27 protein-coding genes are annotated in these 25,944 nt (G+C 60.4%); 21 read left to right on the top strand and 6 right to left on the bottom strand.

What is annotated here, in order from left to right; all coding sequences use genetic code 11:
* The 6 genes from MHM84_RS02940 to MHM84_RS02915 all read left to right on the top strand — a co-directional run bounded on the left by MHM84_RS02940 (position 1) and on the right by MHM84_RS02915 (position 6,529).
* Entirely contained in the window at positions 1–1,101 is a 1,101-nt protein-coding gene (locus MHM84_RS02940) for an ABC transporter ATP-binding protein (protein ID WP_239262253.1), read from the top strand.
* Positions 1,094–1,975, top strand: coding sequence for a sugar ABC transporter permease (locus MHM84_RS02935; protein WP_239262251.1), 882 nt, complete (start codon positions 1,094–1,096; stop codon positions 1,973–1,975). The genes MHM84_RS02940 and MHM84_RS02935 overlap by 8 nt, the downstream gene beginning before the upstream one ends.
* 1 nt (position 1,976) lies before the next feature.
* Complete coding sequence (locus tag MHM84_RS02930) at positions 1,977–2,870, top strand: carbohydrate ABC transporter permease (protein WP_239262249.1); 894 nt, start codon at positions 1,977–1,979, stop codon at positions 2,868–2,870.
* An 11-nt stretch (positions 2,871–2,881) separates the two neighbouring features.
* Positions 2,882–3,154: a DUF2160 domain-containing protein gene (locus tag MHM84_RS02925; RefSeq protein WP_239262247.1), complete on the top strand. Its 273-nt coding sequence runs from the start codon at positions 2,882–2,884 to the stop codon at positions 3,152–3,154.
* A 55-nt stretch (positions 3,155–3,209) separates the two neighbouring features.
* On the top strand, positions 3,210–4,949 hold the full coding sequence (locus MHM84_RS02920) for an ABC transporter substrate-binding protein (protein ID WP_239262245.1): 1,740 nt from the start codon (positions 3,210–3,212) through the stop codon (positions 4,947–4,949).
* Positions 4,950–5,284: 335 nt separating this feature from the next.
* Positions 5,285–6,529 carry a uracil-xanthine permease family protein gene (locus tag MHM84_RS02915; protein ID WP_239262243.1) on the top strand — a complete coding sequence of 415 codons (1,245 nt, stop codon included), beginning with the start codon at positions 5,285–5,287 and terminating at the stop codon, positions 6,527–6,529.
* 91 nt (positions 6,530–6,620) lie between these two features.
* Here MHM84_RS02915 and MHM84_RS02910 read toward each other — a convergent pair whose 3' ends face one another.
* Positions 6,621–7,202 carry a cupin domain-containing protein gene (locus tag MHM84_RS02910; protein ID WP_239262241.1) on the bottom strand — a complete coding sequence of 194 codons (582 nt, stop codon included), beginning with the start codon at positions 7,200–7,202 and terminating at the stop codon, positions 6,621–6,623.
* A gap of 233 nt (positions 7,203–7,435) precedes the next feature.
* Here MHM84_RS02910 and mobA point away from each other — a divergent pair, with 233 nt between their 5' ends.
* From mobA to MHM84_RS02875, 7 genes are all read left to right on the top strand, one after another.
* Complete coding sequence (gene mobA, locus MHM84_RS02905) at positions 7,436–8,050, top strand: molybdenum cofactor guanylyltransferase MobA (RefSeq protein ID WP_239262239.1); 615 nt, start codon at positions 7,436–7,438, stop codon at positions 8,048–8,050.
* A 92-nt stretch (positions 8,051–8,142) separates the two neighbouring features.
* On the top strand, positions 8,143–8,709 hold the full coding sequence (gene mobB / locus MHM84_RS02900; protein ID WP_239262237.1) for a molybdopterin-guanine dinucleotide biosynthesis protein B: 567 nt from the start codon (positions 8,143–8,145) through the stop codon (positions 8,707–8,709).
* Positions 8,709–9,962 carry a gephyrin-like molybdotransferase Glp gene (glp, locus tag MHM84_RS02895; protein WP_239262235.1) on the top strand — a complete coding sequence of 418 codons (1,254 nt, stop codon included), beginning with the start codon at positions 8,709–8,711 and terminating at the stop codon, positions 9,960–9,962. The genes mobB and glp overlap by 1 nt, the downstream gene beginning before the upstream one ends.
* 1 nt (position 9,963) lies before the next feature.
* Positions 9,964–10,836 (top strand): cyclic pyranopterin monophosphate synthase MoaC, encoded by an 873-nt coding sequence (moaC, locus tag MHM84_RS02890; protein ID WP_239262233.1) that lies wholly within the window; start codon positions 9,964–9,966, stop codon positions 10,834–10,836.
* A gap of 2 nt (positions 10,837–10,838) precedes the next feature.
* Complete coding sequence (gene moaE, locus MHM84_RS02885) at positions 10,839–11,291, top strand: molybdopterin synthase catalytic subunit MoaE (protein WP_239262231.1); 453 nt, start codon at positions 10,839–10,841, stop codon at positions 11,289–11,291.
* Positions 11,288–12,277 (top strand): GTP 3',8-cyclase MoaA, encoded by a 990-nt coding sequence (moaA, locus tag MHM84_RS02880; RefSeq protein WP_239262229.1) that lies wholly within the window; start codon positions 11,288–11,290, stop codon positions 12,275–12,277. Before moaE ends, moaA begins: the two co-directional genes overlap by 4 nt.
* Positions 12,278–12,461: 184 nt before the next feature.
* Positions 12,462–12,749, top strand: a complete 288-nt coding sequence (locus tag MHM84_RS02875) for an H-NS histone family protein (RefSeq protein WP_239262227.1) — start codon at positions 12,462–12,464, stop codon at positions 12,747–12,749.
* Positions 12,750–12,856: 107 nt separating this feature from the next.
* Here MHM84_RS02875 and MHM84_RS02870 read toward each other — a convergent pair whose 3' ends face one another.
* Positions 12,857–14,446, bottom strand: a complete 1,590-nt coding sequence (locus MHM84_RS02870) for a ribonuclease J (protein ID WP_239263806.1) — start codon at positions 14,444–14,446, stop codon at positions 12,857–12,859.
* A 240-nt stretch (positions 14,447–14,686) separates the two neighbouring features.
* On the opposite strand from MHM84_RS02870, the gene purU reads away from it, so the two are divergent.
* On the top strand, positions 14,687–15,541 hold the full coding sequence (purU, locus tag MHM84_RS02865) for a formyltetrahydrofolate deformylase (RefSeq protein ID WP_239262225.1): 855 nt from the start codon (positions 14,687–14,689) through the stop codon (positions 15,539–15,541).
* Between the two features lie 48 nt (positions 15,542–15,589).
* Positions 15,590–16,261 carry an energy-coupling factor ABC transporter permease gene (locus MHM84_RS02860; RefSeq protein WP_239262222.1) on the top strand — a complete coding sequence of 224 codons (672 nt, stop codon included), beginning with the start codon at positions 15,590–15,592 and terminating at the stop codon, positions 16,259–16,261.
* 14 nt (positions 16,262–16,275) lie between these two features.
* On the opposite strand, the gene dinB is transcribed toward MHM84_RS02860, so the two are convergent.
* Together dinB and lexA are read right to left on the bottom strand one after the other, a co-directional pair.
* On the bottom strand, positions 16,276–17,331 hold the full coding sequence (gene dinB, locus MHM84_RS02855; protein ID WP_239262219.1) for a DNA polymerase IV: 1,056 nt from the start codon (positions 17,329–17,331) through the stop codon (positions 16,276–16,278).
* Between the two features lie 13 nt (positions 17,332–17,344).
* Entirely contained in the window at positions 17,345–17,995 is a 651-nt protein-coding gene (lexA, locus tag MHM84_RS02850) for a transcriptional repressor LexA (protein WP_239262217.1), read from the bottom strand.
* 201 nt (positions 17,996–18,196) lie between these two features.
* On the opposite strand from lexA, the gene MHM84_RS02845 reads away from it, so the two are divergent.
* The 4 genes from MHM84_RS02845 to MHM84_RS02830 all read left to right on the top strand — a co-directional run bounded on the left by MHM84_RS02845 (position 18,197) and on the right by MHM84_RS02830 (position 21,494).
* Positions 18,197–18,853 (top strand): TetR/AcrR family transcriptional regulator, encoded by a 657-nt coding sequence (locus MHM84_RS02845; RefSeq protein ID WP_239262215.1) that lies wholly within the window; start codon positions 18,197–18,199, stop codon positions 18,851–18,853.
* A gap of 170 nt (positions 18,854–19,023) precedes the next feature.
* Complete coding sequence (gene nagZ / locus MHM84_RS02840) at positions 19,024–20,040, top strand: beta-N-acetylhexosaminidase (protein ID WP_239262213.1); 1,017 nt, start codon at positions 19,024–19,026, stop codon at positions 20,038–20,040.
* A 108-nt stretch (positions 20,041–20,148) separates the two neighbouring features.
* Complete coding sequence (locus tag MHM84_RS02835) at positions 20,149–20,727, top strand: hypoxanthine-guanine phosphoribosyltransferase (protein WP_239262211.1); 579 nt, start codon at positions 20,149–20,151, stop codon at positions 20,725–20,727.
* A gap of 38 nt (positions 20,728–20,765) precedes the next feature.
* Entirely contained in the window at positions 20,766–21,494 is a 729-nt protein-coding gene (locus MHM84_RS02830; RefSeq protein ID WP_239262209.1) for an S-methyl-5'-thioinosine phosphorylase, read from the top strand.
* A gap of 52 nt (positions 21,495–21,546) precedes the next feature.
* Here the strand turns inward: MHM84_RS02830 and MHM84_RS02825 are convergent, their stop codons facing one another.
* Together MHM84_RS02825 and MHM84_RS02820 are read right to left on the bottom strand one after the other, a co-directional pair.
* Positions 21,547–23,259, bottom strand: coding sequence for an AMP-binding protein (locus tag MHM84_RS02825; RefSeq protein WP_239262207.1), 1,713 nt, complete (start codon positions 23,257–23,259; stop codon positions 21,547–21,549).
* A 45-nt stretch (positions 23,260–23,304) separates the two neighbouring features.
* Positions 23,305–23,754 (bottom strand): MerR family DNA-binding transcriptional regulator, encoded by a 450-nt coding sequence (locus MHM84_RS02820; protein WP_239262205.1) that lies wholly within the window; start codon positions 23,752–23,754, stop codon positions 23,305–23,307.
* Between the two features lie 195 nt (positions 23,755–23,949).
* On the opposite strand from MHM84_RS02820, the gene MHM84_RS02815 reads away from it, so the two are divergent.
* Together MHM84_RS02815 and MHM84_RS02810 are read left to right on the top strand one after the other, a co-directional pair.
* Complete coding sequence (locus tag MHM84_RS02815) at positions 23,950–25,119, top strand: acyl-CoA dehydrogenase family protein (RefSeq protein ID WP_239263802.1); 1,170 nt, start codon at positions 23,950–23,952, stop codon at positions 25,117–25,119.
* Positions 25,120–25,155: 36 nt separating this feature from the next.
* Positions 25,156–25,944, top strand: a complete 789-nt coding sequence (locus tag MHM84_RS02810) for an enoyl-CoA hydratase (protein WP_239262203.1) — start codon at positions 25,156–25,158, stop codon at positions 25,942–25,944.

The raw sequence follows: 25,944 nt of genomic DNA, 5'->3' as shown, positions 1-25,944 counted from the left end.
ATGGCAGAAATCACCTTGAAATCCCTGGCTCACAGCTACCTGCCCAACCCCGAAAAACCGGGAGACTATGCCATCCGTGAAATGAACCATGTCTGGCAGCAGGGGGGCGCCTATGCGCTTCTCGGCCCTTCGGGGTGTGGCAAGTCGACCTTGCTCAACATTATTTCCGGCTTGCTGGAACCTTCCAGCGGCGATGTGCTGTTCGATGGTGAGCGGGTCAACGCATTGCCGCCCGAAGCACGCAATATCGCCCAGGTTTTTCAGTTTCCGGTCGTCTACGACACCATGACCGTCTACGACAACCTGGCTTTTCCCCTGCGCAACGTGAAGACCCCCGAAGATCGTGTCCATGAGCGCGTCATGGAAGTTGCCGATGCGCTGGAGCTGACCCCGCAATTGAAGCGCAAGGCCAAGAACCTCACCGCCGACGAGAAGCAGAAAGTGTCCATGGGGCGTGGTCTGGTGCGTGACGATGTGTCGGCGATTCTCTTCGACGAGCCGTTGACCGTGATCGACCCTCAGCTCAAGTGGAAGCTGCGGCGTAAGCTCAAGGAGATCCATCAGCGTTTCGAAATCACCATGGTCTACGTGACTCACGATCAGCTCGAAGCGTCCACCTTCGCTGACAAGATCGCCGTGATGTACGAAGGGCAAGTCGTCCAGTTCGGCACACCACGCGAGCTTTTCGAGGCGCCAAACCATACCTTCGTCGGTTACTTCATCGGTAGCCCCGGCATGAATTTCCTCGCTATCTCGCTGCATGAGGGGCGGGTCATGACCGGGGCGACTGAGCTGCACGTAGGGCAGGACATCGCCATGGCCTTGCGGGATATCCGTTCGGCCAACGTCAAGCTAGGCATTCGTCCCGAATTCATCGAAGTTCACGAGGCTGCCGTCGAGGGCGGCATGGCCGTAGACGTCGAACATGTTCAGGATCTGGGCACCTACTCGATCCTTTACCTCAAACTCGGCGAAACGTCTCTCAAGGCGCGCATCGAGGAAGAGCAGGCCACGCCTGTCGGCAAGGCGTATGTGCGCTTCCCGAGCGACCGGATCGGCCTTTACGTCGACGAGTTTCGTGTGGAGGTTCCTCATGCATAAAGTCCAGAACAACCGCGCATGGTGGTTGATCCTGCCCATGCTGCTGTTGGTCGCCTTCTCGGCAATCATTCCCTTGATGACCGTGGTCAATTATTCGGTACAGGACGTCTTCGATGCCAATACCCGGTTCTTCACGGGAACCGAATGGTTCAAGGAGATGCTCAACGACCCGGCCCTCCAGGCGGCCGTGCTACGCCAATTCGCCTTCTCGCTCACGGTCCTGGCCATCGAGGTGCCATTGGGCATCGGCATTGCGCTGATCATGCCCAGGCGGGGATGGCAGGCCTCTGCCGTGCTGATTCTGGTGACCATGCCGTTGCTTATTCCCTGGAATGTCGTAGGCAGCATTTGGCAGATCTTTACCCGCGGCGATATCGGCCTCATGGGCTGGAGCCTGCGTGAACTCGGGTACGGTTACAACATCACGGCGAATCCCGTGGATGCCTGGGCCACCATCATCCTGATGGATGTCTGGCACTGGACGCCGCTCATTGCCTTGCTCTGCTTCAGTGGCCTGCGCTCCATTCCCGATGCCTACTACCAGGCGGCGCGCATCGACCGGGCATCCCAGTGGGCAGTCTTTCGCCACATCCAGCTCCCCAAGTTGACCAATGTCCTGGTCATCGGCGTGCTGTTGCGCTTCATGCACTCCTTCATGATCTATGCCGAGCCCTTCGTGCTGACGGGGGGCGGGCCGGGGAGTTCCACGACCTTCCTCAGCCAGTCGTTGACCACCATGGCGATCGGACAACAGGACTTGGGCCCCTCGGCGGCATTTTCGTTGATCTATTTCCTGATCATTCTTCTCGTCAGTTGGGTCTTCTACACCGCCATCATGAACATGCAAAAAGACAAGAAAAATCAGGAGATCTAAGATGCCTGACTCACTGATCAGCACGCCTGAGGCCGTTCGCAAGCACGCGGCTACCACTGCCGCACGCCGCCGCCGCAGGTCGCGCCCGGCACTACTGCAGTGGCGGCGCCGTGGCTTGATGGCTGCGTATATCGTGTTCGTATTGCTGCCGATCTATTGGCTGCTCAACATGTCCTTTCAATCCAACACCGAGATACTGAGCGGGCTCACCCTTTGGCCGGAGAACTTTACGACGGAGCATTACGTCAAGATCTTCACCAATGCGAACTGGTACATGGGATACGTGAACTCCATTACCTATGTTCTGATGAACATGCTCATCAGCATCGCGGTGGCGTTACCGGCGGCCTATGCCTTCAGCCGCTATCAGTTCATTGGTGACAAGCACCTGTTCTTCTGGCTGCTGACCAATCTCATGGCGCCACCGGCGGTCTTTCTCCTGCCGTACTTCCAGCTTTATTACACGGTAGGGCTCTTCGATACCCATATCGCCGTGGCGCTGGCGCACTGCTTGTTCAACATTCCGCTGGCGGTATGGATTCTCGAAGGGTTCATGAGCAGCGTGCCGAAGGAAATCGACGAGACGGCTTTCATCGATGGCTACAGCTTTCCGGCGTTCTTCGTGAAGATATTCATCCCCATGATCAGTTCGGGCATCGGCGTCACGCTGTTTTTCCTGTTCATGTTTTCCTGGGTCGAATTGCTCCTGGCGAGCACGTTGACCGCCACCAACGCGCAGCCCATCGCCTCGGTCATGACCCAGACCAAGGGGGCATCGGGCATCGACTGGGGCACGTTGGCCGCAGCCGGTGCGCTAACCATTCTGCCGGGCATCGTCGTCGTCTATTTCGTGCGCAACCACATCGCCAAGGGCTTTGCCCTGGGCCGGACCTGAGGAGACACGCCATGGAATGGATGGTCTGGACCACGCCTACCGCGATCTTCTTTGCAGTCATCGCTGCCATGTTGGCGGGTATGACGGCCTGGGAAATCGCATCGCCGACGATCGAGCGCAAGGGGTTTCTGCCGATCGAAACCACGCGGGGGGACAGGCTCTTCATTGGCCTGCTTTCCGCTGCCTACATTCATCTGCTGGTGGTGGGCTTTACGCCACTGAGCATCTGGATAGCCCTGGGTGTGTCGATCCTTTGGTTACTGGTGTTGATGCGCTGGGGCTGACAACCATTGGGAGCCGCAGGTTCACGGACGAACTACCACAAACGAAGAGGTCATCATGAAACCGATAAGAATACGACTCTCTCTGCTCGCTGCCGGCGTCATGCTGGCGAGCGGCGCGTTGCACGCCGACGAGAACGACACTCGCGCCATCGCCGAACGACTGGTAGACGAGCACTTTCAGGAATCGACGCTGACGCGTGAGCAGCAGATCGAAGAACTCATGTGGTTTGCCAAGGCGGCCGAGCCGTTTCGTGGCATGGATATCAACACGGTCGCCGAAGGCTTGACCACGCACATCTATGAACGGGATGTGCTCGCCAAGGCCTTCAGCGAGCTGACCGGCATCAACCTGACGCATAACATCATCGGGGAAGGTGATGTGGTCAACAATATGCAGACGCAGATGCAGTCGGGGCGCAACATCTACGATGGCTATGTCAACGATACGGACTCCATCGGTACGCATATCCGCTACGGCAGCACCGTCAATATTTCCGAAGCGATGAAGAACGAGTGGGCCGACTACACGCTGCCGAGCCTGGATCTCAACGATTTCATCGGTATCCAGTACGGCACCGGTCCGGATGGCAGCATCTATCAGCTTCCCGACCAGCAGTTCGCCAACCTGTACTGGTTCCGTTACGACTGGTTCCAGCGCGAGGATCTGCAGCAACAGTTCCGTGAGATTTACGGTTACGATCTGGGCGTGCCCACCAATTGGACGGCCTACGAGGACATCGCCGAATTCTTCACCGAGCATGTCGGTGAAATCGACGGCACCAAGGTATACGGACATATGGACTACGGTCGCCGCGATCCCTCGTTGGGCTGGCGTTTCCACGACTCCTGGTTGTCCATGGCGGGTATGGGTAGCCCGGGAGTGCCGTTCGGCAATCCCGTGGACGATTGGGGCATTCGCGTCAACGAGCAAAGCCAGCCGGTGGGAGCCAGCGTGAGTCGGGGTGGGGCCACCAACTCGCCAGCCTCGGTCTTTGCGGTGACCAAGATGGTCGACTGGCTGAAAAAATATGCGCCCCCCGAGGCCAGCGGCATGACCTTCGGTGAAGCCGGCCCGGTCCCCGCACAGGGCAATATCGCCCAGCAGATATTCTGGTACACCGCCTTTACTGCGGACATGACCGACCCGGGCCTGCCGGTCACCGAGGAAGACGGTACGCCTAAGTGGCGTATGGCGCCGTCGCCGACCGGGCCGTACTGGGAAGAGGGGATGAAGGTCGGCTATCAGGACGTGGGCGCCTGGACCTTCTTCGACTCCACCCCCGAGGATCGGCGCACGGCGGCCTGGCTTTTCGCCCAGTTCGCCGTTTCCAAGACCGTCTCGCTCGAAAAGTTGATGGCCGGACTCACGCCGATCCGTAAATCGGACATCTTCTCCGAGCAGATGACCGAAATGGCACCCAAGCTCGGCGGCTTCGTCGAGTTCTATCGCAGCCCCAACGAGTCCCAGTGGACCCCCTCGAGTACCAACGTGCCGGACTATCCGCGCATGGCACCGCTATGGTGGCAGAACCTGTCGCCAGCGGTGAGCGGCGACATTTCCCCCCAGGAAGCGCTCGACAACCTGGCGGGCGACCTGGATGGCATCATGGCACGCCTGGCCCGGGCCAAGGTCTTCGAAACCTACGCGCCCAATCTCAACGAGGAGCGGGATCCAGAGTATTGGCTATCCCAGCCGGGCTCGCCCAAGGCCAAGCTGGATAACGAGATGCCGCAGGGAACCACCGTACCCTATGACGAGTTGATGAAGGAGTGGATGGCAGCCGGCACACGCTGAAACGCCTGCGCTCGATCGTCGTGCCCCGCCGAGCCGCCCATAGGCTTGGCGGGGAGACCGGTCACGCGTGAATGGTTACCTGAACGGGCCACAGAGCCCCGCTCGACATGACCGAGCGGGGCTTTTTGCATTCAGAGAGACCCGCGTTGCCAATGAATATTCGAGCGGCGTCGAGGAAATGCCCTGTCTCGTGCATCTTCGCAGGGCAAGCCATTGGATTGACCGAGTGCAACAGCGTTGGCAGTGGCGTGGCACGACGTGGAACCCAACCGGGCTGTGGCCTGTTAGAATGCCGCGCGACGCGAAATGTCCGTGGAATCTTTGGAGTCCCTATCATGACCGACAATACATCGGCCGCTACCCTGCCGGCCGATTCGCTGCCCCGAACCCTGCTGACCGGGGCGCAGATGCTCTTCGTGGCATTCGGTGCCCTGGTGCTGGTGCCGTTGCTGACCGGACTCGATCCCAGCGTGGCGCTATTCACCGCCGGGGCGGGAACGCTGGTATTCCACGCCGTCACGCGCCAGAGCGTGCCGGTGTTTCTGGCATCGTCGTTCGCTTTCATCGCACCCATCCAAGGATCGGTGGCCAACTTCGGCATCCCGGCCACGCTCGGGGGCTTGTTCGTGGCAGGCCTGGTTTACGTGGCCATCTCGCAACTGGTCAGGGTAAAGGGAACCGCCTGGCTGAATCGGCTTTTGCCGCCGGTGGTGGTGGGGCCGGTGATCATGGTCATCGGGCTGGCGCTGGCGCCGGTCGCCGTCGACATGGCGATTGGCGATACCAGTGACGCCATCAGTTACGGACAGGCGATCACTTTATCGATGCTCAGCCTGCTGGTCACGCTGATTCTGGCCGTGTTCGGGCGTGGCCTGCTGCGGCTCGTGCCGATCATGGGCGGTATTCTGGTCGGTTACCTGCTCGGGCTGGCCATGGGCGTGGTCGATCTGACGCCAGTGAGTGAGGCGGCATGGATCGAACTGCCCAACTTCGTGGCGCCGACGTTCCATCTTTCAGCGATTCTGTTCATGATCCCGGTGGCCATCGCGCCGGCGGTCGAGCATATCGGCGACATGATCGCCATTGGCTCGGTGACCCGCAAGAACTACCTGGAAAAGCCGGGATTGCACCGGACCCTGCTGGGCGATGGCCTGGCCACGTCGGTGGCTGCACTGTTCGGAGGGCCGCCCAACACCACCTATTCGGAGGTGACCGGGGCGGTCACGCTGACACGCAACTTCAACCCACGGATCATGGTCGTCGCGGCTGTCGTGGCCATCGTTCTGGCCTTCGTGGCCAAGCTCGGCGCGCTGCTGCAAACCATCCCCGCGCCAGTGATGGGTGGCATCATGACGCTGCTGTTCGGCTCGATCGCCGTGGTGGGCATGAATACGCTGGTCAGGGCGGGGCAGGCACTGACCGTGCCGCGCAATCTGGTAGTCGTTTCCCTGATCCTGGTATTCGGGATCGGTGGCATGCAGGTCGGCGGCGGTCAGTTCGTCCTGCAGGGCGTCAGTCTGGCTGCGTTGGTGGGGATCGTATTGAACCTGGTGTTGCCACCCGCCAAGGAAGAAGACTAGCACCGCGCTGAACGGCATTGTCATTGCCGAGGTTTCGGGCTAAGCCCGGCTGGGAGGAGGGAACGGCGGCGGCACGTTCCCTCCCGTGTCTTCAGCCGTGGTGCTTCTCTGTTCCGCCTTCAGAGAAGCTGGGCGGATTGTTGGCGCTGACGATGACGCAATCGCTGTCGCTGACATTGCGAAAGCGATGCGGAAGTCGTGAGTCGAAATAGTACGCATCGCCGGCGGTGAGCAGCTGAACCTCGCCGTTGACGGAAAGTTCGATGGTGCCGGCGACGATGACGCCGCCTTCTTCCCCCTCGTGTTCCAGCATGTCTTCACCGGTATCGGCGCCCGGCGGATAATGTTCGTGGATGATCGACATGCTGCGGTTGGGTCGGCGAGCACCGACCAGACGCCAGGATAGCTTGCCATCGCCGATCTCGGTCAACTCGCTGGCACGATAGAACGCTTGTTCTTTTGCGAATTCCTCGCCGGCAAAGAATTCACTGATCGATACGGGCAACGCGTCCAGTATCTTCTTCAATGAACTGACGGAAGGGCTGACACTGTTCTGTTCGATCAGGGATATCGTGCTGTTCGTCACCCCGGCACGCTTGGCCAGTTCGCGTTGGGAGAGCCCGCGTTTCTGGCGAAGCTGCTTGAGGCGTGCCCCTACGTCGAATCCGCTCATCTTTCACCTTTGTTGAACATTCTTTACGGCATGATAGCGCTTTACTTTTCCCTGTGAAAATTGCCGATTCCTCTTCCTGAGTTCAATCAATGAGTCCATCGACTGCCTGCGTTAGGCTATATAATACTGGCCTGCCGGGGGTGCAGCCCATTTCCGGCAGGCCAATCGTTTCGAGGCGTTGCAGTCGATGATGTGCAGCGTACTTCCGGTAATCTGCTCGGTTGAATGAATACATGTCCGATGGCGCAATGCATTGTGAAAACGTCTCGCTATTGATCCTGGCGGGTGGCCAGGGCCGACGTATGGGCGGTATCGACAAGGGGTGGCTGGCGTTTGCCGGTCGCCCCTTGATCGAGCACGTCATGGTGCGTTTTCAGGGCCAGGTCAGCCGCATCATGATCAGTGCCAATCGCTCCCTGTCGGCTTACCGTGAACTGGACGTCGAGGTGATAACGGATAGAGAAGGGGGATACCAAGGCCCGCTCATGGGGATCTGGAGCGGCCTCAGTGCGGCAACGACGCCTTGGGTGCTGGTCGTGCCGTGCGATAGTCCGGCGCTCCCCGCCGACCTGATCCCGCGCATGATGGCAGGCATCGGGGAAAACGATATTGCCATGGCCCATGACGGCGAGCGGGCACATCCGGTGGTCGCGTTGATGCGCCGGGACCTGGCCGGCGATCTCGAGGCGGCGCTCTTGGCAGGCGAACGCAAGATACGCCACTGGTATGCACGACATGCCTATTGCGAGGTCGATTTCAGTGATTGCCGCGAGGCGTTTGCCAATCTCAATACGCCTGAGGATGGCGCCGCACTTACGCGTCGGCTCACGATGAAGCGAGACCTTTGATACGGGATAAGCGCCCGGACGCTTCGCAGTAATGCCTTGACCGCGTTACGCTACATGACATAGGACACATTTCTTCGCATGACTAGGATGCCATGACACTCGACCTTGCCAACGAACCGCTACCGCTGCTGGGCATCGCCGCTTGGAGTGGAACGGGAAAGACGACCTTGCTCGAGCGTTTGTTGCCGATTTTGGCACAGCGGGGGTTGCGGGTCGCCGTGATCAAGCATGCTCACCACAGCTTCGATATCGATCAGCCTGGCAAGGATAGTTATCGACTGCGGGGTGCCGGAGCCAGCCCGATCCTGGTAGCGTCCAGGGAGCGCTTTGCGCTGATGATGGAAACGCCCGATCGGCAGGAGCCCGAACTGCCAATGCTCATCGATCAAGTGCGTCCACAGCGACCGGACATGGTGCTCGTCGAGGGATTCAAGGAATGGCCGTTGCCCAAGCTCGAACTGCACCGGCCAGCCCTGGGCAAGCCGTTACTGATTCATGACGATCCCTGGATCCACGCGGTTGCCAGCGATGAGCCGGTGACCTTGCCGGCTGGCGTAGTGACGTTGGCGCTTAACGACATCTCCTCACTGGCCGAGTATATAGGTACCTGGCCTGAGGATTGGCCACAGCGTCGGCAGCCTCGTCGAGAGGTCGGCTAATGAGTGCTTCTTGCTTCGATAGCGACGGACGCATGCTTAGTGTCGAAGATGCCACTGCGACACTTCGTGAACTGGCGCCCCGCCCATTGGCGACGCAACGCCTGCCGTTGGCTTCGTTGCTGGGACGTGTGTTGGCCGCCGATATCCATTCGCCGATCGACGTACCCCAGAATACCAATGCCGCTCTGGACGGAATCGCTCTGGCCTGGCCGATACCGTCCCAGGCATGCTTCGACGTTATCGGTGAGTCGTTGGCTGGCCAGCGCTACGAGGGACAAGTCGCTAAGGGCCAGGCCGTGATCATCACTACCGGTGCGCCGCTGCCTGTCGGAGCGGATACCGTCGTCATGCACGAGCAACTGACGTTCGTCGGCGATGCAGAGAGTCCCCAGGTCGAGATCCTGCGGCCCGAGACGGTCAGCCGAGGTCAGAACGTCCGCATGGCGGGAGAGGACATCGCCCGACAGGCATTGGCGTTAGCGGCGGGGACGCGGTTCAAGGCGCAGCACCTGGGTTTGTTGGCCTCCCTGGGATGCGATGAAGTCGAGGTCTATCGCCGTCCCAAAGTCGCACTCTTTTCCACCGGCAATGAAGTCACTGCACCGGGCCAGCCCTTGCCGCGGGATGGCATCTACGATGCCAACCGCTTCTCGCTGCTAGGCTTGCTTGCGTCACTCGGCTGCGATGTCGTCGACCTGGGTATCCTGGCCGACGAGCCCGGACGCGTGGAACGGGCGCTGACGTCTGCGGCTGATGAGACGGACATGGTCATCACCAGTGGGGGCGTGTCCGTAGGTCAGGCGGACTGGATCAAGCATGCGTTACACGGTACGGGGCGGCTGCGCTTCTGGCGTATCGCCATGCGGCCTGGCAAGCCACTGGCCTTTGGCGCCCTGGGCGAGCGCGAGGTGCCTTTCTTCGGTTTGCCGGGCAACCCGGTTGCCGCGATGGTGACGTTTCTGCAGTTCGTCCAGCCGCTGCTGCGGAATTTGCAAGGCGAGTCGACATGGCGTCAGCCACGCCTGGTGGCGGTGGCCGAAGACCATTTGTCCAGTCGCGAAGGACGCGTGGATTACCTGCGTGGCGTCTATGCTTGCGATGGCCAAGGGCGGTTGCATGTGCACAGCACCGGGCAGCAAGGGTCCGGCATCCTCACCTCCATGGTGGCTGCCAACTGCCTGATCGAGATTGACATGGCCCGGAGCGAGGTTGCACCGGGCGAGACCGTAACGATTCAACCATTCGAGGGCTGACATGAGCCTGACCCATCTCAATTCGCGGGGCGAAGCCCACATGGTCGATGTCGGCGACAAGGCCGAAACCCGCCGTGAGGCAATCGCCGGTGGCCGTATCCATATGCGCTCCGAAACCCTGGCGCTGCTTGCCGAGGGTGGGTTGCCAAAGGGTGACGTATTGGCAACGGCACGCATCGCCGGAATCCAGGCGGCCAAAAAGACTCATGAGCTGATTCCCCTGTGCCATGCCTTGGCGTTGTCCAAGGTGGAAATCCGTTTTGAACCCGATAGTGCCAACAGCTGTATCGAAGTCACGGCGACATGCCGGCTGACGGGACGTACGGGGGTCGAAATGGAGGCGCTTACCGCCGTGTCCGTTGCTTGCCTGACGCTTTATGACATGTGCAAGGCGGTCGACAAGGACATGCGTATCGATGGTGTACGCCTGCTTTCCAAGACCGGCGGCAAATCGGGCGACTACCAACGGGATGAGGCCGTCGATAGTCAGGACATGTCCGCTTCTGCATTGCCAGCCGCCCAATACCAGCGTCATGTTTCCACCGACGTACGCGACATGCCAATGATTACCGGGGAATCGCCGGATGGGCATATCAGCATCGCGCCACGCAACGAACAGCCGTGCGTTCAGGTAAAGCTCTTGGCGGAGTTGCGTGAACGTCTTGGCATCAGCGATGTCGATATCCCTTTCGAGTCGCTGCCATCGCCGACGGTTGCCGGCCTCAAGCAGGCACTTCGATTGCACGACGAGCGCTTTTCGCTACTGACGGAGCGGCGGGTGCTGTGTGCGGTGAATCAAGTCATGAGTGCAGACGACATGTCACTTACCGATGGCGATGAAGTGGCCTTCTTCCCGCCGGTGACCGGAGGATAAGCATGATCAGTGTTCAGACCGCGCCTTTCGATGTCGGTGCCGAACAGCGACTGCTGACGCGGGAACGTACCGATATCGGTGCCGTGGTCAGTTTCACGGGGCTGGTACGCGACTTCAATGAACGACCCGATGTTCAGGCACTGACGCTGGAACACTATCCGGGCATGACCGAGCGGGCGTTACGAGACATCGTGACCGAGGCCGAAGGCCGTTGGTGCCTGCAGGGAGTGCGGCTGATACACCGTGTCGGACGGCTGGAACCCGGCGATCCGATCGTCATGGTTGCCGTCGCAAGTGCTCACCGCAGACATGCATTCGAAGCCTGCGATTTCATCATGGACTATCTCAAGACGCGCGCGCCGTTCTGGAAAAAGGAACATACCGTCAGTGGCCAGTACTGGGTTGCTGAACGCAACAAGGATATAGAGGATGCGAAGCGCTGGGAGGCGACATGACGCAACTGGTCGACAATTTTCAGCGTGTTGTCCGCTATGTGAGGATCTCGGTCACCGATCGTTGTGACTTTCGCTGTGTCTACTGCATGAGCGAGGACATGACCTTTCTGCCTCGTGATCAGGTCCTCTCGCTGGAAGAGTTGGCGCTGGTAGCGAAAGCCTTTACCGAGTTGGGCGTCGAAAAGATTCGTCTTACCGGGGGCGAGCCCCTGGTCAGGCGCGGTATCGAGGAGCTGGTGGAAGACATCGGCCGCCTGGAAGGGCTCAGGGATTTTGCGATGACCACCAATGGCGCCGGACTGGTCAAGCAGGCCCGCCGGCTTCGCGAAGGCGGGCTTCAGCGGCTCAACATCAGCATCGATTCGCTCGACGAGGAGCGTTTTAAAAAGTTGACCCGCACGGGGCGATTGCAAAAGGTCATCGATGGTATTCATGCGGCAAAGGATGCCGGTTTCGAGCGCATTAAGCTGAATGCGGTGATTCTGAAGGGGAGAAACGACGATGAAATTCTACCCCTGGTGGACTTTGCGCGTGAGGAGAAGGTGGATATCAGCTTCATCGAGGAAATGCCGCTAGGCGACGTTTCCGAGCATTCGCGCGCTGAGACCTATTGTTCGAGCGACGACGTGCAATCAGTCATCGAGTCCCGGTATCGGCTGCTGCCTACTACGGAGACTACCCTGGGGCCGTCGCGCTATTTCCGTATGCCGGACAGCGAGACACGTATCGGCTTCATTTCTCCCCACAGTCACAATTTCTGTTCGACCTGCAATCGCGTCAGGGTGACGGTGGAAGGGCGCCTGCTGCTCTGCCTGGGCAACGAGCATTCCGTGGACCTTAGAGAGGTCCTGCGCCGCTATCCCGGTGATATCGAGGCACTCAAGTCGCGCATTATCGATGCCATGGTTCTCAAGCCCGAGAAGCATCATTTCACCACGGATGGGGATGTCCAAGTGGTCAGGTTCATGAACATGACCGGGGGATAAGCGGCACGATTGCGTTACGAGCATTTATTGTCATGAACGACGATAAATAAGCCTTTCTCTAACGGCCCGCTTAATCGAGCGGGTTATTTTTTGGCCTGGCTTGCCAATTAACCCTGCAAGCATATACTTTTACGATAAACGTGGAGATAAAAAGATAACCAGGCCTTCAGTACGGAGGAGAATCATGTCGACCGAGTCGTTGGAAAGAATTGCCCGAAACAAGAATGTTGCTCGTGCAGCTGCTCGCCAGTTGAGCATGGAACAACTGCATAAATTGTCCGAAGTCATTAACGAGGTCATCGAGCAGAAGCAGGAAGATGAGCGCAAGCGCCAGGAAGAGGAGACGGACAAGGCGCGAAAGCTCGCGGAAATTCGCGAAGCGATCAATGATGCCGGCCTGTCGCTGGATGACCTTGTCGGCGAGCAGCCCAAGCGCCGCCGCGGACGCCCACCGAAGAAAAAGGAAGCCTGAATTCGACAGGGATGCTCCGTCATGCTCGGCAGGCAGGCAGCGGTAGTCATCGTGCAACAGAAAAAATGGCGTTAAGCGCCGTTTTTTATGCCGTCAGTCGTTCTGCATCATGAGCAAGAGCTGGCTTCGGCGGCGGTCAACTGTAAATGGACAGTCGGTAAATGGCGAATATGATCGGAGAGCCACTGCATCAGCCGAGGCTGTAATTGAGTGCGCAGTTGGGACAGTGTATCTGCTTCCAACTGCGAAAGCGTGTCGTCCAGCCAGTCGGAAAAACTGGTCTCGTCCAGTGCCGAGGTGGCTCTGGAATCGACGATCAGCCGCCCGATGCGCGACCACCCCATGTCGGTCGGCGTTACGGCAATCCACAGAAATAGATCGCCATGGCGTTCCCTGGAATTTCCCTTGGGGGCGACCAGCCCTTCCAGAGGCCTCACATCGTCCTGGCTGATGATATATGGCGTTTGCGCATGACGAGCCTCCACCGTCACTCCCTCGTCATCGAAGCGGATCAGATCACCATTGGTTGGCGACACTGGGGCGGCGATCCCTCGCGCTTGCGCCAGTTCGCGATGGGCTAGCTGGTGGCGGTGTTCGCCATGCACCGGAAGTAAATAGCGCGGCTTGATCCACTCATACAAGCGATGCAACTCTTCTTGTGCTGCATGCCCGGAAGCGTGTAGCTCAGGATGGTGCACTTCTTCCAGAATACGCACGTCGCGCTGACGCAGAGCATGATGAAGCCGTTCGATATGCCGCTCGTTGCCCGGGATGGCCTTGGCGGAAAAGATGACCGTGTCGCCGGCCTGCAGTTCGAAATCGGGATGGCTTCCCTGGGCGAGGCGGGAAAGGGCCGCCCTCGGTTCGCCCTGACTGCCGGTGGCAATCACCAGGACCTCCTCGGGGGGTAAATAGCCTAGATCTCTGACGGGCACCAGGGCAGGAAAGTCTTCCAGATAGCCGAGGCCTCTCGCGATGCGTACCATGCGCTCCATGGAGCGCCCCATCAGGCTGACGCGACGACCGCACTGTGAGGCAGCCTGGCCCAAGGCAAGTACACGAGACAGGTTGCTGGCAAAGCAAGAGACGATGACCCGTCCCTGGCAATCGGCAAGAGTGCGTTGCAGGGCGCGAGCCACTTCGCCTTCGCTGCGCGACTTGCCCGGTAGGGGCGCGTTCGTCGAATCGCCAACCACCAGGTCGATAGGGGCCAGGGAGCGGAACAGTTCCTCATCGACCGGGGCGCCGATCAGTGGCTCGGGATCGAGCTTCCAGTCTCCGGTATGCAGCACGCGGTGCGCTGGGGTGTTCAACAGCAACGCACAACTCTCGGGAATCGAGTGGGTCAGCGGCAGGTAGCGCAGCATGAAAGCCCCGCATTCCAGAGCGTCGCCGGGCTCGACGACGCGGATCGCATCCGGAGCCAGACCACGCTCGGCGAACTTGGCGCGCAGCAGGCCGGCGGCAAGAGGCGTGGCATAAATGTCGCATCCCCATTGCGGCCATAACCAGGCCACTGCACCGATATGGTCTTCATGGCCGTGCGTGATCACCAGGGCGCGCGGCGAGATGCCCAAGGCCGGGAGCCCGTGGATATTGGGAACCTGCAATGGATTGTCGGGAAGATCCTGCCGAATCATCATTCCGCAATCCACCGCGAGCCAGTCGCCACCGTAGCCGTACAGACTCAGGTTCATGCCGATCTCGCCACATCCTCCCAGTGGCAGGAAGTGCAACGGCGGGCGGCGGCGTGGACGAAGCTGTACGCGTGTCTGTGGCATTATCGATAGGGGCTGAATGAGTAATCTTCCAATATACGTGATCGCAGGCAACCGTCACAATGCGCGCTATCGAAAGTCGCTGAATTCGCTACAATAGCCTGCCGCGTGCCAGCGAGGCACAGTGTCTTTTCATTCTTCGAGTCCGAGCGGATCAACATGTCGCATTTCTTTCGTCTGGTCGTTTCCTGTCCCGATCGTCTGGGTATCGTGGCTCAGGTCTCCGGCTTCATTGCCAGTCAGGGTGGGTCAATCACCGAGGCCAATCAACACTCGGACCTGAGTACCGGACGCTTCTTCATGCGCTATGAATTACAGGTCGACGCAGATGCATCGCGTGCAGAAGTGCTTCGCGAAGCCTTTCGCCCGATTGCCGAGCGCTTCGAGATGGATTGGGCGTTGCATGATGCATCACGCCGCAAGCGTGTAGTGCTGATGGTTTCCAAGGCTTCGCATTGTCTGGTCGACTTGCTGTATCGCTGGAAAGCCGGTGAATTGCATTGCGATATTCCCTGCATCATCTCCAATCACGAGGATCTCAAGCCCTTGGCGGAATGGCACGGCATTCCCTTTCATCACGTGCCGGTGAGCGCCGACGACAAGGGGCCGGCTTTCGCCGAGGTGGAGCGCCTTGTCAATGAGGCGGAGGCGGACTGCGTGGTGCTGGCGCGTTACATGCAGATCCTGCCGCCGCGGCTATGTGAAAGCTATGCCGGTCGGGTTATCAACATTCATCACAGCTTTCTGCCCTCGTTTGCCGGGGCCAAGCCATACCATCAGGCCTACGAGCGCGGAGTCAAGCTGATCGGTGCAACCTGCCACTATGTGACGGAGGAACTCGATGCCGGCCCGATCATCGAACAGGACATCCACCGTGTTTCCCATTGTCACACGCCGGACGACCTTGTGCGCTTCGGGCGCGATGTCGAAAAAGCCGTGCTGGCCAGGGGGCTGCGCTGGCATCTTCAGGACCGTGTCTTGATCCACGGCAACAAGACGGTAGTGTTTGCCTGATCGGGCTGTGCCAAGCTGAGTGGTATCGGATGCCAAGCGGGTGCCGTCATGTCCTTTGCTGCCGTGGTGATCGAGCCCTGGTTGCTGATCTGTTGTGCCGTGCTTAGTCTGGCTGTGCTAGGACGTGCCGCATGGCTGTTCCCCTGGCAACGGCTCGAGAAAGATCGGCCGCTGCAACATCGTCTACTGGGGGCCACGCTATTCGTCGCCCTGCTTTGGCAACTTCGCGCCCAGGCCGTCGACTGGTTGACGCTGCACTTGCTATTGACCGTATTGCTGACGCTGGTCTTCACTGCGCCGCTGGCCCTGCTTGCCAATGCCCTGGTGAACGTGGCGATGATAATGCTTGGCAAGGTGGCCTGGCCGCTGCTTGGGGTAAACGTTCTGGTGACCGGGGTGGTGCCGGCGTTGGTCACGGTGGGCCTCTGGCGCCTGGTGGATCGGCGCCTGCCGGACAATCTGTTCGTCTACCTTTTCGTCTGCGGTTTCTTCGGTGCCGCGCTGGCGACGTTGATGAGCGGCTTGTGTACCGTGGGGCTGGTTCTGGTGGGGGCGACGAGCCCCGAGGTGCTGCGCCTGGTTCACGATCATGCGTTGTTCCTGCCGCTACTGATGCCCTCGGAAGCTTTCATCACCGGCATGCTGCTGAGCCTGCTGTTGGTCTATCACCCACATTGGGTGATGACCTTCGACAGTCACCGCTATATCGACACCAAGTAACGCCTGAACCGGGATCAGGGAGGCTCGCCGAACAGATCCAGTTGGCGCGCGCTGTCGGGAGCGGCCAGGCGCACGCCGACTCCCAGCAGGCGCACGGGGCGCGCGCCGCGGGTCCAGGCTTCTTCGAGCAACAGCAGAAACCGCTCGGACTCCGGTTGCCAGCCGGCATATTCCAGCGTGGTCAGCGTAAAGTCGTCGAACCGGACCTTGACGAACAGGCCCCTGACGCGTGGGCGGCCATGGCGGTCGAGGCGTTCATCGAGTCTTGCGATCAGTGCCGGCAGGGCGGCGCGGCAGGCGGCCAGATCGGGGAGATCCTGGTCAAAGGTGTTCTCGGCACTGACCGACTTGCGTTCGCGCTCGACTTTGACCGGACGCTCGTCGATGCCTCGCGCCAAGCCGTATAGGCGATAACCGAACTTGCCGAATCGCTCCAACAAGGCGTCGAGTGACCACTGGCTTAGCTCGGCACAGGTCCTGACGCCCATGGCGGCAAGCTTGGCAGCATTGGCCGGACCGACGCCGTGCAATTTGCCGACCGGTAGCGAGGCAACGAAGGTAACGACCTCGTCGGGGGTGATGACGCGCAACCCGTCCGGCTTGTCCCAGTCGCTGGCAATCTTGGCCAAGAACTTGCTCGGTGCTGCACCCACCGACACGGTAATCCCCGTACGCTTGACGGCTTCCTGCTTGATCCAGCGGGCCATCCAGGTCGCACTTCCCTTGAAGCGCGTCACGTCGCTGACATCGAGGAAGGCCTCATCCAGCGACAGCGGCTCGACCAAGGGCGTCAGCTCATGGAAAATGCCTTGAATCTGTTCCGAGACGGCGCGGTAACGGGGGAAGTCGGGTGGCAATAGGGTAAGCCCAGGGCACAGGCGCAGTGCATGAGCCGTAGGCATGGCCGAGCGTATGCCATAGCGACGTGCGGGATAATTGCAGGTGGCAATCACGCCTCGACGTTCGGCACTTCCACCGATGGCGAGTGGAATGTCCCGCAGCCGTGGATCGTCACGCATTTCCACGGCCGCATAAAAGCAGTCGCAATCGGCATGCAGAATCTTGCGCATGCGCGGTAACGACTCAGTGCAACGATTGGCCGTTACCACCTCGGATGACGCCGACACCGACGCCTTCGACCTCGAGTTCCTGCTGACGAAGATCGATCTCGATGGGCGAGAACTCGTCGTTTTCGGGAAGCAGCCAGACCGTATGTCCGTCGCGCCGGAAGCGTTTTACCGTGACTTCATCTTCGAGTCGGGCCACCACGATCTGGCCGTCACGGACCCGATTGGTGCGATGCACCGCGAGCAGGTCGCCTTCGAGTATTCCGATGTCACGCATCGATAGCCCGCGAACCCGTAATAGATAGTCCGCGCGAGGCGTGAAGTAATCCGGTGCCAGCGGGCAATAGCGATCGATGTGCGCAGCGGCCAGGATCGGGCTACCGGCGGCGACCTCGCCGATGATCGGCAGGCCATTGTGCGTCTCGCCCGTGCTCATACTCTCTTCGGCTTCCTGCGATGGCAGGCGAATCCCGCGCGACGTGCCGGGGATCATGCGAATCACGCCTTTCTTGCTTAGGGCGCGTAGATGCTCTTCGGCGGCATTGGGTGAACGGAAGCCCAAGGCGCGCGCGATCTCGGCGCGGGTCGGAGGGTAGCCCAACTCGTTCATGGTCTTGACGATGAAGTCATAGACATTCTGCTGGCGCGGGGTAAGGGGACGAGTCATGGTGCCTCCGCGGTTGCGCTCGGTGTGAAATCGGTCGTGGCTTTGTTCAAGTATACAGCCTGGCATTGTATCCAGTAATCGATTTCATGCAAATGCACCGGTCTGCCGGGTTGCGTTTGATTCGAAGCGTTTGTCGAACTACCGCAACTTGCGTAGTATTCAGCTATGTTTTAAACAATCGTTTATAATCAGAGGCAGTTCATGGCCCAGACCGATACCGTGACGCGTATTCTCGATACTGCGGAGGTCTTGTTCGCCGAGCGTGGGTTTGCGGAAACCTCGCTACGCAACATCACCAGCAAGGCCAAGGTCAACCTGGCAGCGGTCAACTACCATTTCGGCTCCAAGAAAGCCTTGATCCAGGCTGTCTTCGCGCGTTACCTCGATCCCTTCACCGAGCGATTCCATACGGCGCTGGACGAACTCGAGAGCGAATACGGAGAGCGGCCCGTTCCTCTCGAAGTGCTCCTCGAGTGCATGGCGCGAACCGTGCTCGAGGTACCGGCAGAGCGCAATAGCCTCAAGGTTTTCATGCGCCTGCTGGGACTGGCCTATACTCAGGCGCAGGGTCACCTGCGCCGCTTCATTCAGGCGCACTACGGCAGCGTATTCACTCGTTTTGCCGAGCTGGTGCGTCGGGCCACGCCGGACCTGCCGGATGCCGAGCGTTTCTGGCGTTTGCACTTCATGCTCGGTACGGTCATCTTCACTCTGTCAGGGCTGGATGCGTTGCGCGACATCGCCGAGAAGGATTACGGCGAGCATGTCAGCGTGCGTGAGCTCATTCGCCGTTTGAGGCCGGTGGTCGTTGCCGGCATGAACGCCCCTTTACCGGAGTCGGCAAGAGCGGCCTCCTGACCTTGCGGGGCGTAGCGCTGCTTGGCGATGGGCTATAATCGACTGCAACGTCGGAAAGACGTTCTAGGCTGTTACTAAGCGACATCGGGAGGCGGATTCATGAATTCCGTCTGTTGTCGCCTCGTCCGTTGGTCTAGAATCGGCCCCCTCCACGGCCAAGGAACCCGATCATGACCCAACCGCTCGGACCGGTAATGCTGGATCTCGAAGGTACTGCACTGACCCGTGCGGAGCGCAAGTTGCTGGCGCGCCCGGAGGTCGGTGGAGTGATCCTGTTTGGCCGCAATGTTGCCGATGCCGGTCAGGTAAGCGAGCTGTGTGCCTCGATCCGCCGAATCCGCCCGGACCTGCTGCTGGGGATCGACCAGGAGGGCGGTCGGGTTCAGCGCCTGAAGGAAGGTGTGACCCGACTGCCCTCGATGGGCAAGCTGGGCAGTACCTATGTGGAAAAGCCTCAGGACTGTCTGCAGCTTTGTCACGATGCCGGCTGGCTGCTGGGCATGGAAATGGCAGCCTGCGGCCTGGATCTGACCTTCGCGCCGGTCCTGGATGTCGACGTTGGCCAGTCGCAGGTAATCGGCGACCGTAGCTTCGCCAGCGACCCACAGGCCGTCACGGCGCTGGCCGGCGCCTTCATCGATGGACTGCACGAAGCCGGTATGGTCGCGGTCGGCAAGCATTTTCCCGGCCACGGTGGGGTGGTGGCCGACTCGCATCTCGAAGTCCCGGTGGACGAACGCCCCCTTCAGGCATTGCGCGAGTACGATCTGGTGCCGTTCGCCAAGCTGGCCGGACGCCTCGATGGCATCATGCCGGCGCACGTCATCTATAAAGCTTTCGACGATCGACCGGCAGGTTTCTCGCCAAACTGGCTTGGCATGCTGCGCGAAGAACTCGGCTTCAAGGGGGCCATCTTTTCCGACGATCTGTCCATGGCGGGTGCGCACGTCGCCGGGGGACCGGATGCGCGAGCCCAGGCTGCGCTGAATGCCGGCTGCGACATGGTGCTGGTCTGCAACGATCGCGAGGCCGCGTTGGCCGTCGTCGAGGCATGCCAGGGGCGTGAATCCAAGCGCCAGGCCAAACTGCGTTACGGCCGGGCACGGCCAAGCCTCGATACCCTGCCTGCGCTCAGTCGCTGGCGGCGTATCCATGCCAGGCTAGAGGCATTGGCGGGAGCGGCATAACGCTTTCGCTCCCCATTCACTTGCGCATACTCAAGAGTACCGCTCGTCGCGCCAGCCAATCAGCGTGGCGCCACGTGCCCGACAGACATTGAAGGTATCAGGATTCCAATGCCTAAGCTTGACCCAGACTCTCACGAATCGCTAGCCACCATGCGCGACATCATGGACAACGCCGACTGCCTGATCTCCCAGGCCCAGGTCGAGCGCGCCCTGGATCGCATGGCCGAGCAAATTACCGCAAATCTCGGTGACAAGCTGCCGGTCTTCTACTGTGTGATGAACGGTGGTCTGATTACCACTGGCCACCTGTTGACTCGCCTGGGCTTTCCTCTCGAGGTCGATTATCTGCATGCCACTCGCTACCGTGGCGGCACTCGGGGAGGCGAACTGTTCTGGCGTGTCTCGCCGGAAGTGCCCATGGCAGGGCGCCACGTGGTCATCGTCGACGATATTCTCGATGAAGGCGCCACCTTGGCGGCCATCCTCGATTACTGTAAGGAAGCCGGAGCCGCGAGCATCTCGACAGCAGTGCTGGTCGACAAGCGGCATGATCGCAAGGCCGTTCCCGATCTCAAGGCGGATTATTGCAGTCTTGAAGTCGAGGATCGCTACGTGTTCGGCTTTGGCATGGATTACAAAGGCTACTGGCGTAACGCGCCTGGGATATTCGCTCCCAAGGGCATGTGACGCATCATGTCTTTCCTCGCGGACACAGGGGGTGAGCGATGCTGGCAATCATCGGGGGGACCGGCCTGACCACCATGGCGGGGTTGGACGTGCTCAAACGGCAGTCGGCGGAAACTCCGCTGGGAGCGGCATCCGCCAGTGTCGTGCAAGGTACGCTCAATGGCCATGATCTGCTGTTTCTGGCGCGCCATGGCCATCCGTACAAGTTGCCGCCACACCGCATAAACTATCGTGCCAATCTTTGGGCATTGAAGCAGGCCGGGGCGACGCGCATCATCGGAGTGAATGCCGTAGGAGGCATCGACGCGTCGCTACTGCCGGGAGCGCTGGTGGTGCCCGACCAGATTATCGATTATACGGTCGGTCGCGAATGCACCTACTTCGACGGTCGCTTCAAGCCGCTCAAGCATATCGATTTTTCCTGGCCTTACAGGGCATCGTTGCGGGCCGAGCTGCTCGATGCGGGCAAGAAAGCTGGCGAGACGCTGGAGGACGGGGGCATCTATGGCTGTACCCAGGGACCGCGTCTCGAGACGGCGGCGGAAATTGCACGGATGGCGCGCGATGGGTGCCGTCTGGTTGGGATGACCGGCATGCCGGAAGCCACCTTGGCACGCGAATTGGACATCGACTATGCCTGCCTGGCGCTGGTAGTCAATCCGGCCGCTGGCATGACGGACCGTGAGATCAGTCTGGCCGAGATCGACGCCGTCATTTCGAGGGGCATCGAACGAGTCAAACGGGTCGTCGCCGCAATGCTGGAGTAGTCACGAGCTGGTTGGCGTCATGCGCTGGCCCAGCTCGTGGTTTGGCGCTATCTCATAATCCCAGTTCGTGGGTCGCTTCCTCGCGCATCTTGTACTTCTGGATCTTGCCGGTCACGGTCATCGGAAAGGCGTCGACGAATTTCACGTAACGCGGCACCTTGTAATGGGCGATCTGGCCCTGACAGAACGTACGCAGGCCTTCCTCGTCGAGGCTCTCGCCCTCGACCAGCTTGACCCAGGCCATGACCTCTTCGCCGTACTTCTCGTCGGGCACTCCGATGACCTGCACGTCGGAGATGGCGGGGTGGGTATAGAGAAAGTCCTCGATCTCGCGCGGGTAGATGTTCTCGCCGCCGCGAATGATCATATCCTTGATGCGCCCGACGATGGCCACGTAGCCTTCCTCGTCCATCGTGGCCAGATCGCCGGTATGCATCCAGCCGGCGCTATCGATGGCCTTGCCGGTGGCTTCGGGATTGTCCCAGTAACCGAGCATCACGCTGTAACCGCGAGTGCACAGCTCGCCTTTCTCGCCGCGCGGCACGACGGCGCCGGTCGATGGATCGATCAGCTTGACCTCGGTATGGGGATGTATGGTGCCCACCGTCGTCACCCGTTTGTCCAGCGGCGCGTCGGTCTGCGTCTGCAGGCTGACCGGGCTGGTTTCTGTCATGCCGTAGCAGATACTGACCTCGCGCATGTGCATCTTGTCGATGACCTGGCGCATCACCTCGATGGGGCAGATCGACCCCGCCATGATCCCGGTGCGCAGCGAGCCCAGGTCGTATTGCTCGAAATCGGGGTGCTCCAATTCGGCGATGAACATGGTGGGCACGCCATATAGCGCCGTGCCGCGCTCCTCGCTGACCGCCTGCAAGGTGGCCAGCGGATCGAAGCCGTCACCCGGATAGATCATTGCCGCGCCATGCGTCATGCAGCCCAGGTTGCCCATCACCATGCCGAAGCAGTGGTAGAGCGGTACGGGTATCACCATGCGATCCTCGCAGGTCAGGCCGATGCGCTCGGCAACGAAGAAACCATTGTTGAGGATGTTGTGATGCGACAGGGTCGCCCCTTTGGGGGCGCCGGTCGTGCCCGAGGTGTACTGGATATTGATCGGCTCGTCGAACTGCAGCGTAGCCTGCAGTTCGGCCAGTTGCGTGGCATCGATATCCTCGGCACGCGCCTGCAGACTCTCCCAGGTCAGCATGGCCGGACGGGTGCGCCCTTCATCCAGGCAGATGACGCGTTGGAGCGCCGGCAACCGGGCGCTGGCCAGGCTTCCGGGGGTGGCAGAGTCGATTTCCGGCACCAGCTCGGCAAGCATGTCGACGTAATTGGAGCTCTTGAAGGCGCCCTGAAGCACTAGCGTCGACGTGCCCGATTGGCGAAGGGCGTACTCGAGTTCATGAGTGCGGTAGCTGGGATTGATATTGACCAGCACGGCGCCGATCTTGGCGGTGGCAAACTGGGTAATGGTCCATTCTGCACAGTTGGGTGCCCAGATACCGACGCGTTCGCCCTTGGTCACGCCGATGGCGAGCAGGGCGCGGGCGGCCCGTTCGACCGCCTCCTGCAATTGGCGCCAGGTATAGCGCAAATTCTGGTGGCGGCTGATCAGTGCGTCACGCTCGCCATGGCTGGCGACCGTGGCATCGAAGCAATCAGCGATGGTTTGTCCCTTTAGTGGCAGCTCGCTGATACCGCTGACATAGCTATCAAGACGACGCTGCGGGACGGTTGTCGTTGTGGCGTGGCGTGTCATGGAACTTCCTGCTTGTTGTTGTGAAGAGCATTGCCTTGGTTGTCGTCAGCACCTGGTGCGCTGGCGGGTCAGGGCCTGCAGTGACTCCTGGCAGCGGGACTCGACGTCATCCAGCTCACGCTGAAGGATGCGTATGTCTTCCAACTGCTGCTGCATGGCGGCGCGCTTGTCGGCCAATATGTCGAGCATGCGGCGCAGCTGGCGTTCATCGCCGTCGGGCGCGCGATCATAGAGCTGGATGACCTCGCGGATCTCGGCCAGAGAAAATCCCAGGCGCTTGCCGCGCAGGGTCAGCTTGAGCCGGACGCGGTCCTTGTCATGATAGATGCGTGTCTGGCCACGACGCTCCGGTTCCAGCAGACCCTCCTGTTCGTAGAAACGGATCGTCCGCGGAGTGACTTCGAAGAGCTTGGAGAGCTCGCCGATCGTGTAGATCCGTCGTGAGCGCGATCCTTCCTGGGGAGCCGGAGCGACGGGCTGGGGGGCGTCTGGCATGTTGCTTTCCTCACTGTCCTGGACGCATGGAACCAAGCGTTCAGCGTCCCGTGTGCCTAGGCTAGATCAGGTTTACGTTAACGTAAAGTAGACCAAGCGATAGCTTTCTTGCCGCCAAGCAAATGCTAGGTTGAATGACGGGTCGGGATGATGAATACCGACCCGTCACGTCAGGCCTATCGTGAGGAAGCAGTGATGGATTTCGCTCTTAGTGACGATCAGCGCGCACTACAGCAGGCCGCTGCCGATTTCGCCCAGGCCGAACTGGCCCCCCACGCCGCCGAATGGGACGCGACGTCGCATTTTCCCGTCGACGTCATCAAGCGGGCCGGGGAGGCGGGCTTTCTGGCGATCTACCTCGATGAGGCGCATGGCGGGCTGGGATTGTCGCGCCTGGATGCCTCGCTGATCTTCGAACAGCTCTCGCAGGGCTGCGTGTCGGCCACGGCCTATCTGACCATCCATAACATGGCCAGCTGGATGATCGCCCGTTGGGGGAACGACGCGCTACGCGATGCCTGGTTGCCGTCGTTGATCAGCGGTGAACGCCTGGCTTCCTATTGCCTGACCGAGCCGGGCGCCGGCTCGGATGCCGCCAGCCTGCGTACCCGTGCCGTCCGCGATGGTGACGATTACCTCATCACCGGCAGCAAGATGTTCATCTCCGGCGCCGGGTCCACCGATGTGCTGGTGGTCATGGCGCGTACCGGTGCGCCGGATTCCGGGGCTGGCGGAATATCGACCTTCCTGGTGCCGGCCGACAGCGCCGGTATCGAGTATGGCAAGAACGAGGACAAGATGGGCTGGAAAAGCCAGCCCACGCGGCTGGTCAGCTTCGATGACGTACGGGTACCGGCCGGACATCGCCTGGGTGAGGAGGGCGAAGGGTTCAAGCTCGCCATGAAGGGGCTCGATGGTGGCCGCCTCAATATTGCCAGTTGCTCGCTGGGTGCGGCGCAATATGCGCTGGAGCTGGCGCGCGACTATCTTCACGAACGTAAGCAATTCGGCAAGGCGCTGGCCTCGTTCCAGGCGTTGCAGTTCAAGTTTGCCGACATGGCGACGGAGCTCGTCAGCGCAAGGTTGATGGTGCGTCATGCAGCATGGCGTCTCGATCGGAATGATCCTCAGGCAACGGCGTACTGCGCCATGGCCAAGCGGCTGGCGACCGACATCGGTTTTCATGTCTGCAACGAGGCGCTGCAATTGTACGGTGGGTATGGCTATATCAAGGAGTATCCCCTCGAGCGTTTGGTTCGCGACACGCGCGTTCACCAGATTCTGGAGGGTACCAACGAGATCATGCGCCTGATCGCCTCGCGTCGCCTGTTCGACGATGGCGTGGTCGAAGCCCTGCAACAATAACGAATCAATGGCATCCGGAAGGCAAGGAGTCAAACGATGAGCCGCACCCTAAAGCTGGAAAAGGACAGGCATATTGCCCGCGTGACGATCAGCAACCCGCCTGCCAATACCTGGACGTACGACTCGCTGGTCGAACTGGAAACTCTGGTCGAGGCATTGGAGGTGGATGCCGACATCACAGCCCTCGTGATCACCGGCGAGGGGGGCAAGTTCTTCTCGGCAGGCGCCGACCTCAAGACCTTTGCCGATGGCGACAAGGGCATGGCGGCAACCATGGCGGTGCGTTTTGGCCATGCCTTCGAGCGCCTGGCCAATTATCGGGGCGTGAGCATCGCGGCGATCAACGGCTACGCCATGGGCGGCGGGCTGGAATGCGCCCTGGCCTGCGATATTCGTGTCGTCGAACGACAGGCCAAGCTGGCGCTGCCCGAAGCTCGGGTCGGTTTGTTGCCGTGCGGCTGCGGCACCCAGCACCTCACGCGTCTGGTCGGTGAAGGCTGGGCCAAGCGCATGATCCTGTGCGGTGAACAGGTCGATGCCGAGACGGCCGAGCGCATTGGCTTGGTCGAAGAGATCGTCGAAACCGGGCAGGCGCTTGAGCGCGCCCTGGCGCTGGCCGAGGGCGTCGCCCAGCAGAGTCCAAAGGCACTCGAACACTGCAAGACCCTGATCATGAGCAGCCGTGAACGCGGATTGTCGGACGGGTTCCGGCTCGAGCGCGAGCTGTTCGTCGATCTGTTCGACGATCCCAACCAGCGGGAAGGCGTCAATGCCTTTCTGGAGAAACGCGAACCGCAGTGGACACCGGTCGACAGGGAGCGTTGA

Source organism: Halomonas sp. McH1-25 (assembly GCF_022348165.1).
GTDB lineage: Bacteria > Pseudomonadota > Gammaproteobacteria > Pseudomonadales > Halomonadaceae > Modicisalibacter.
This window is presented reverse-complemented; position numbering and strand designations above follow the sequence as displayed.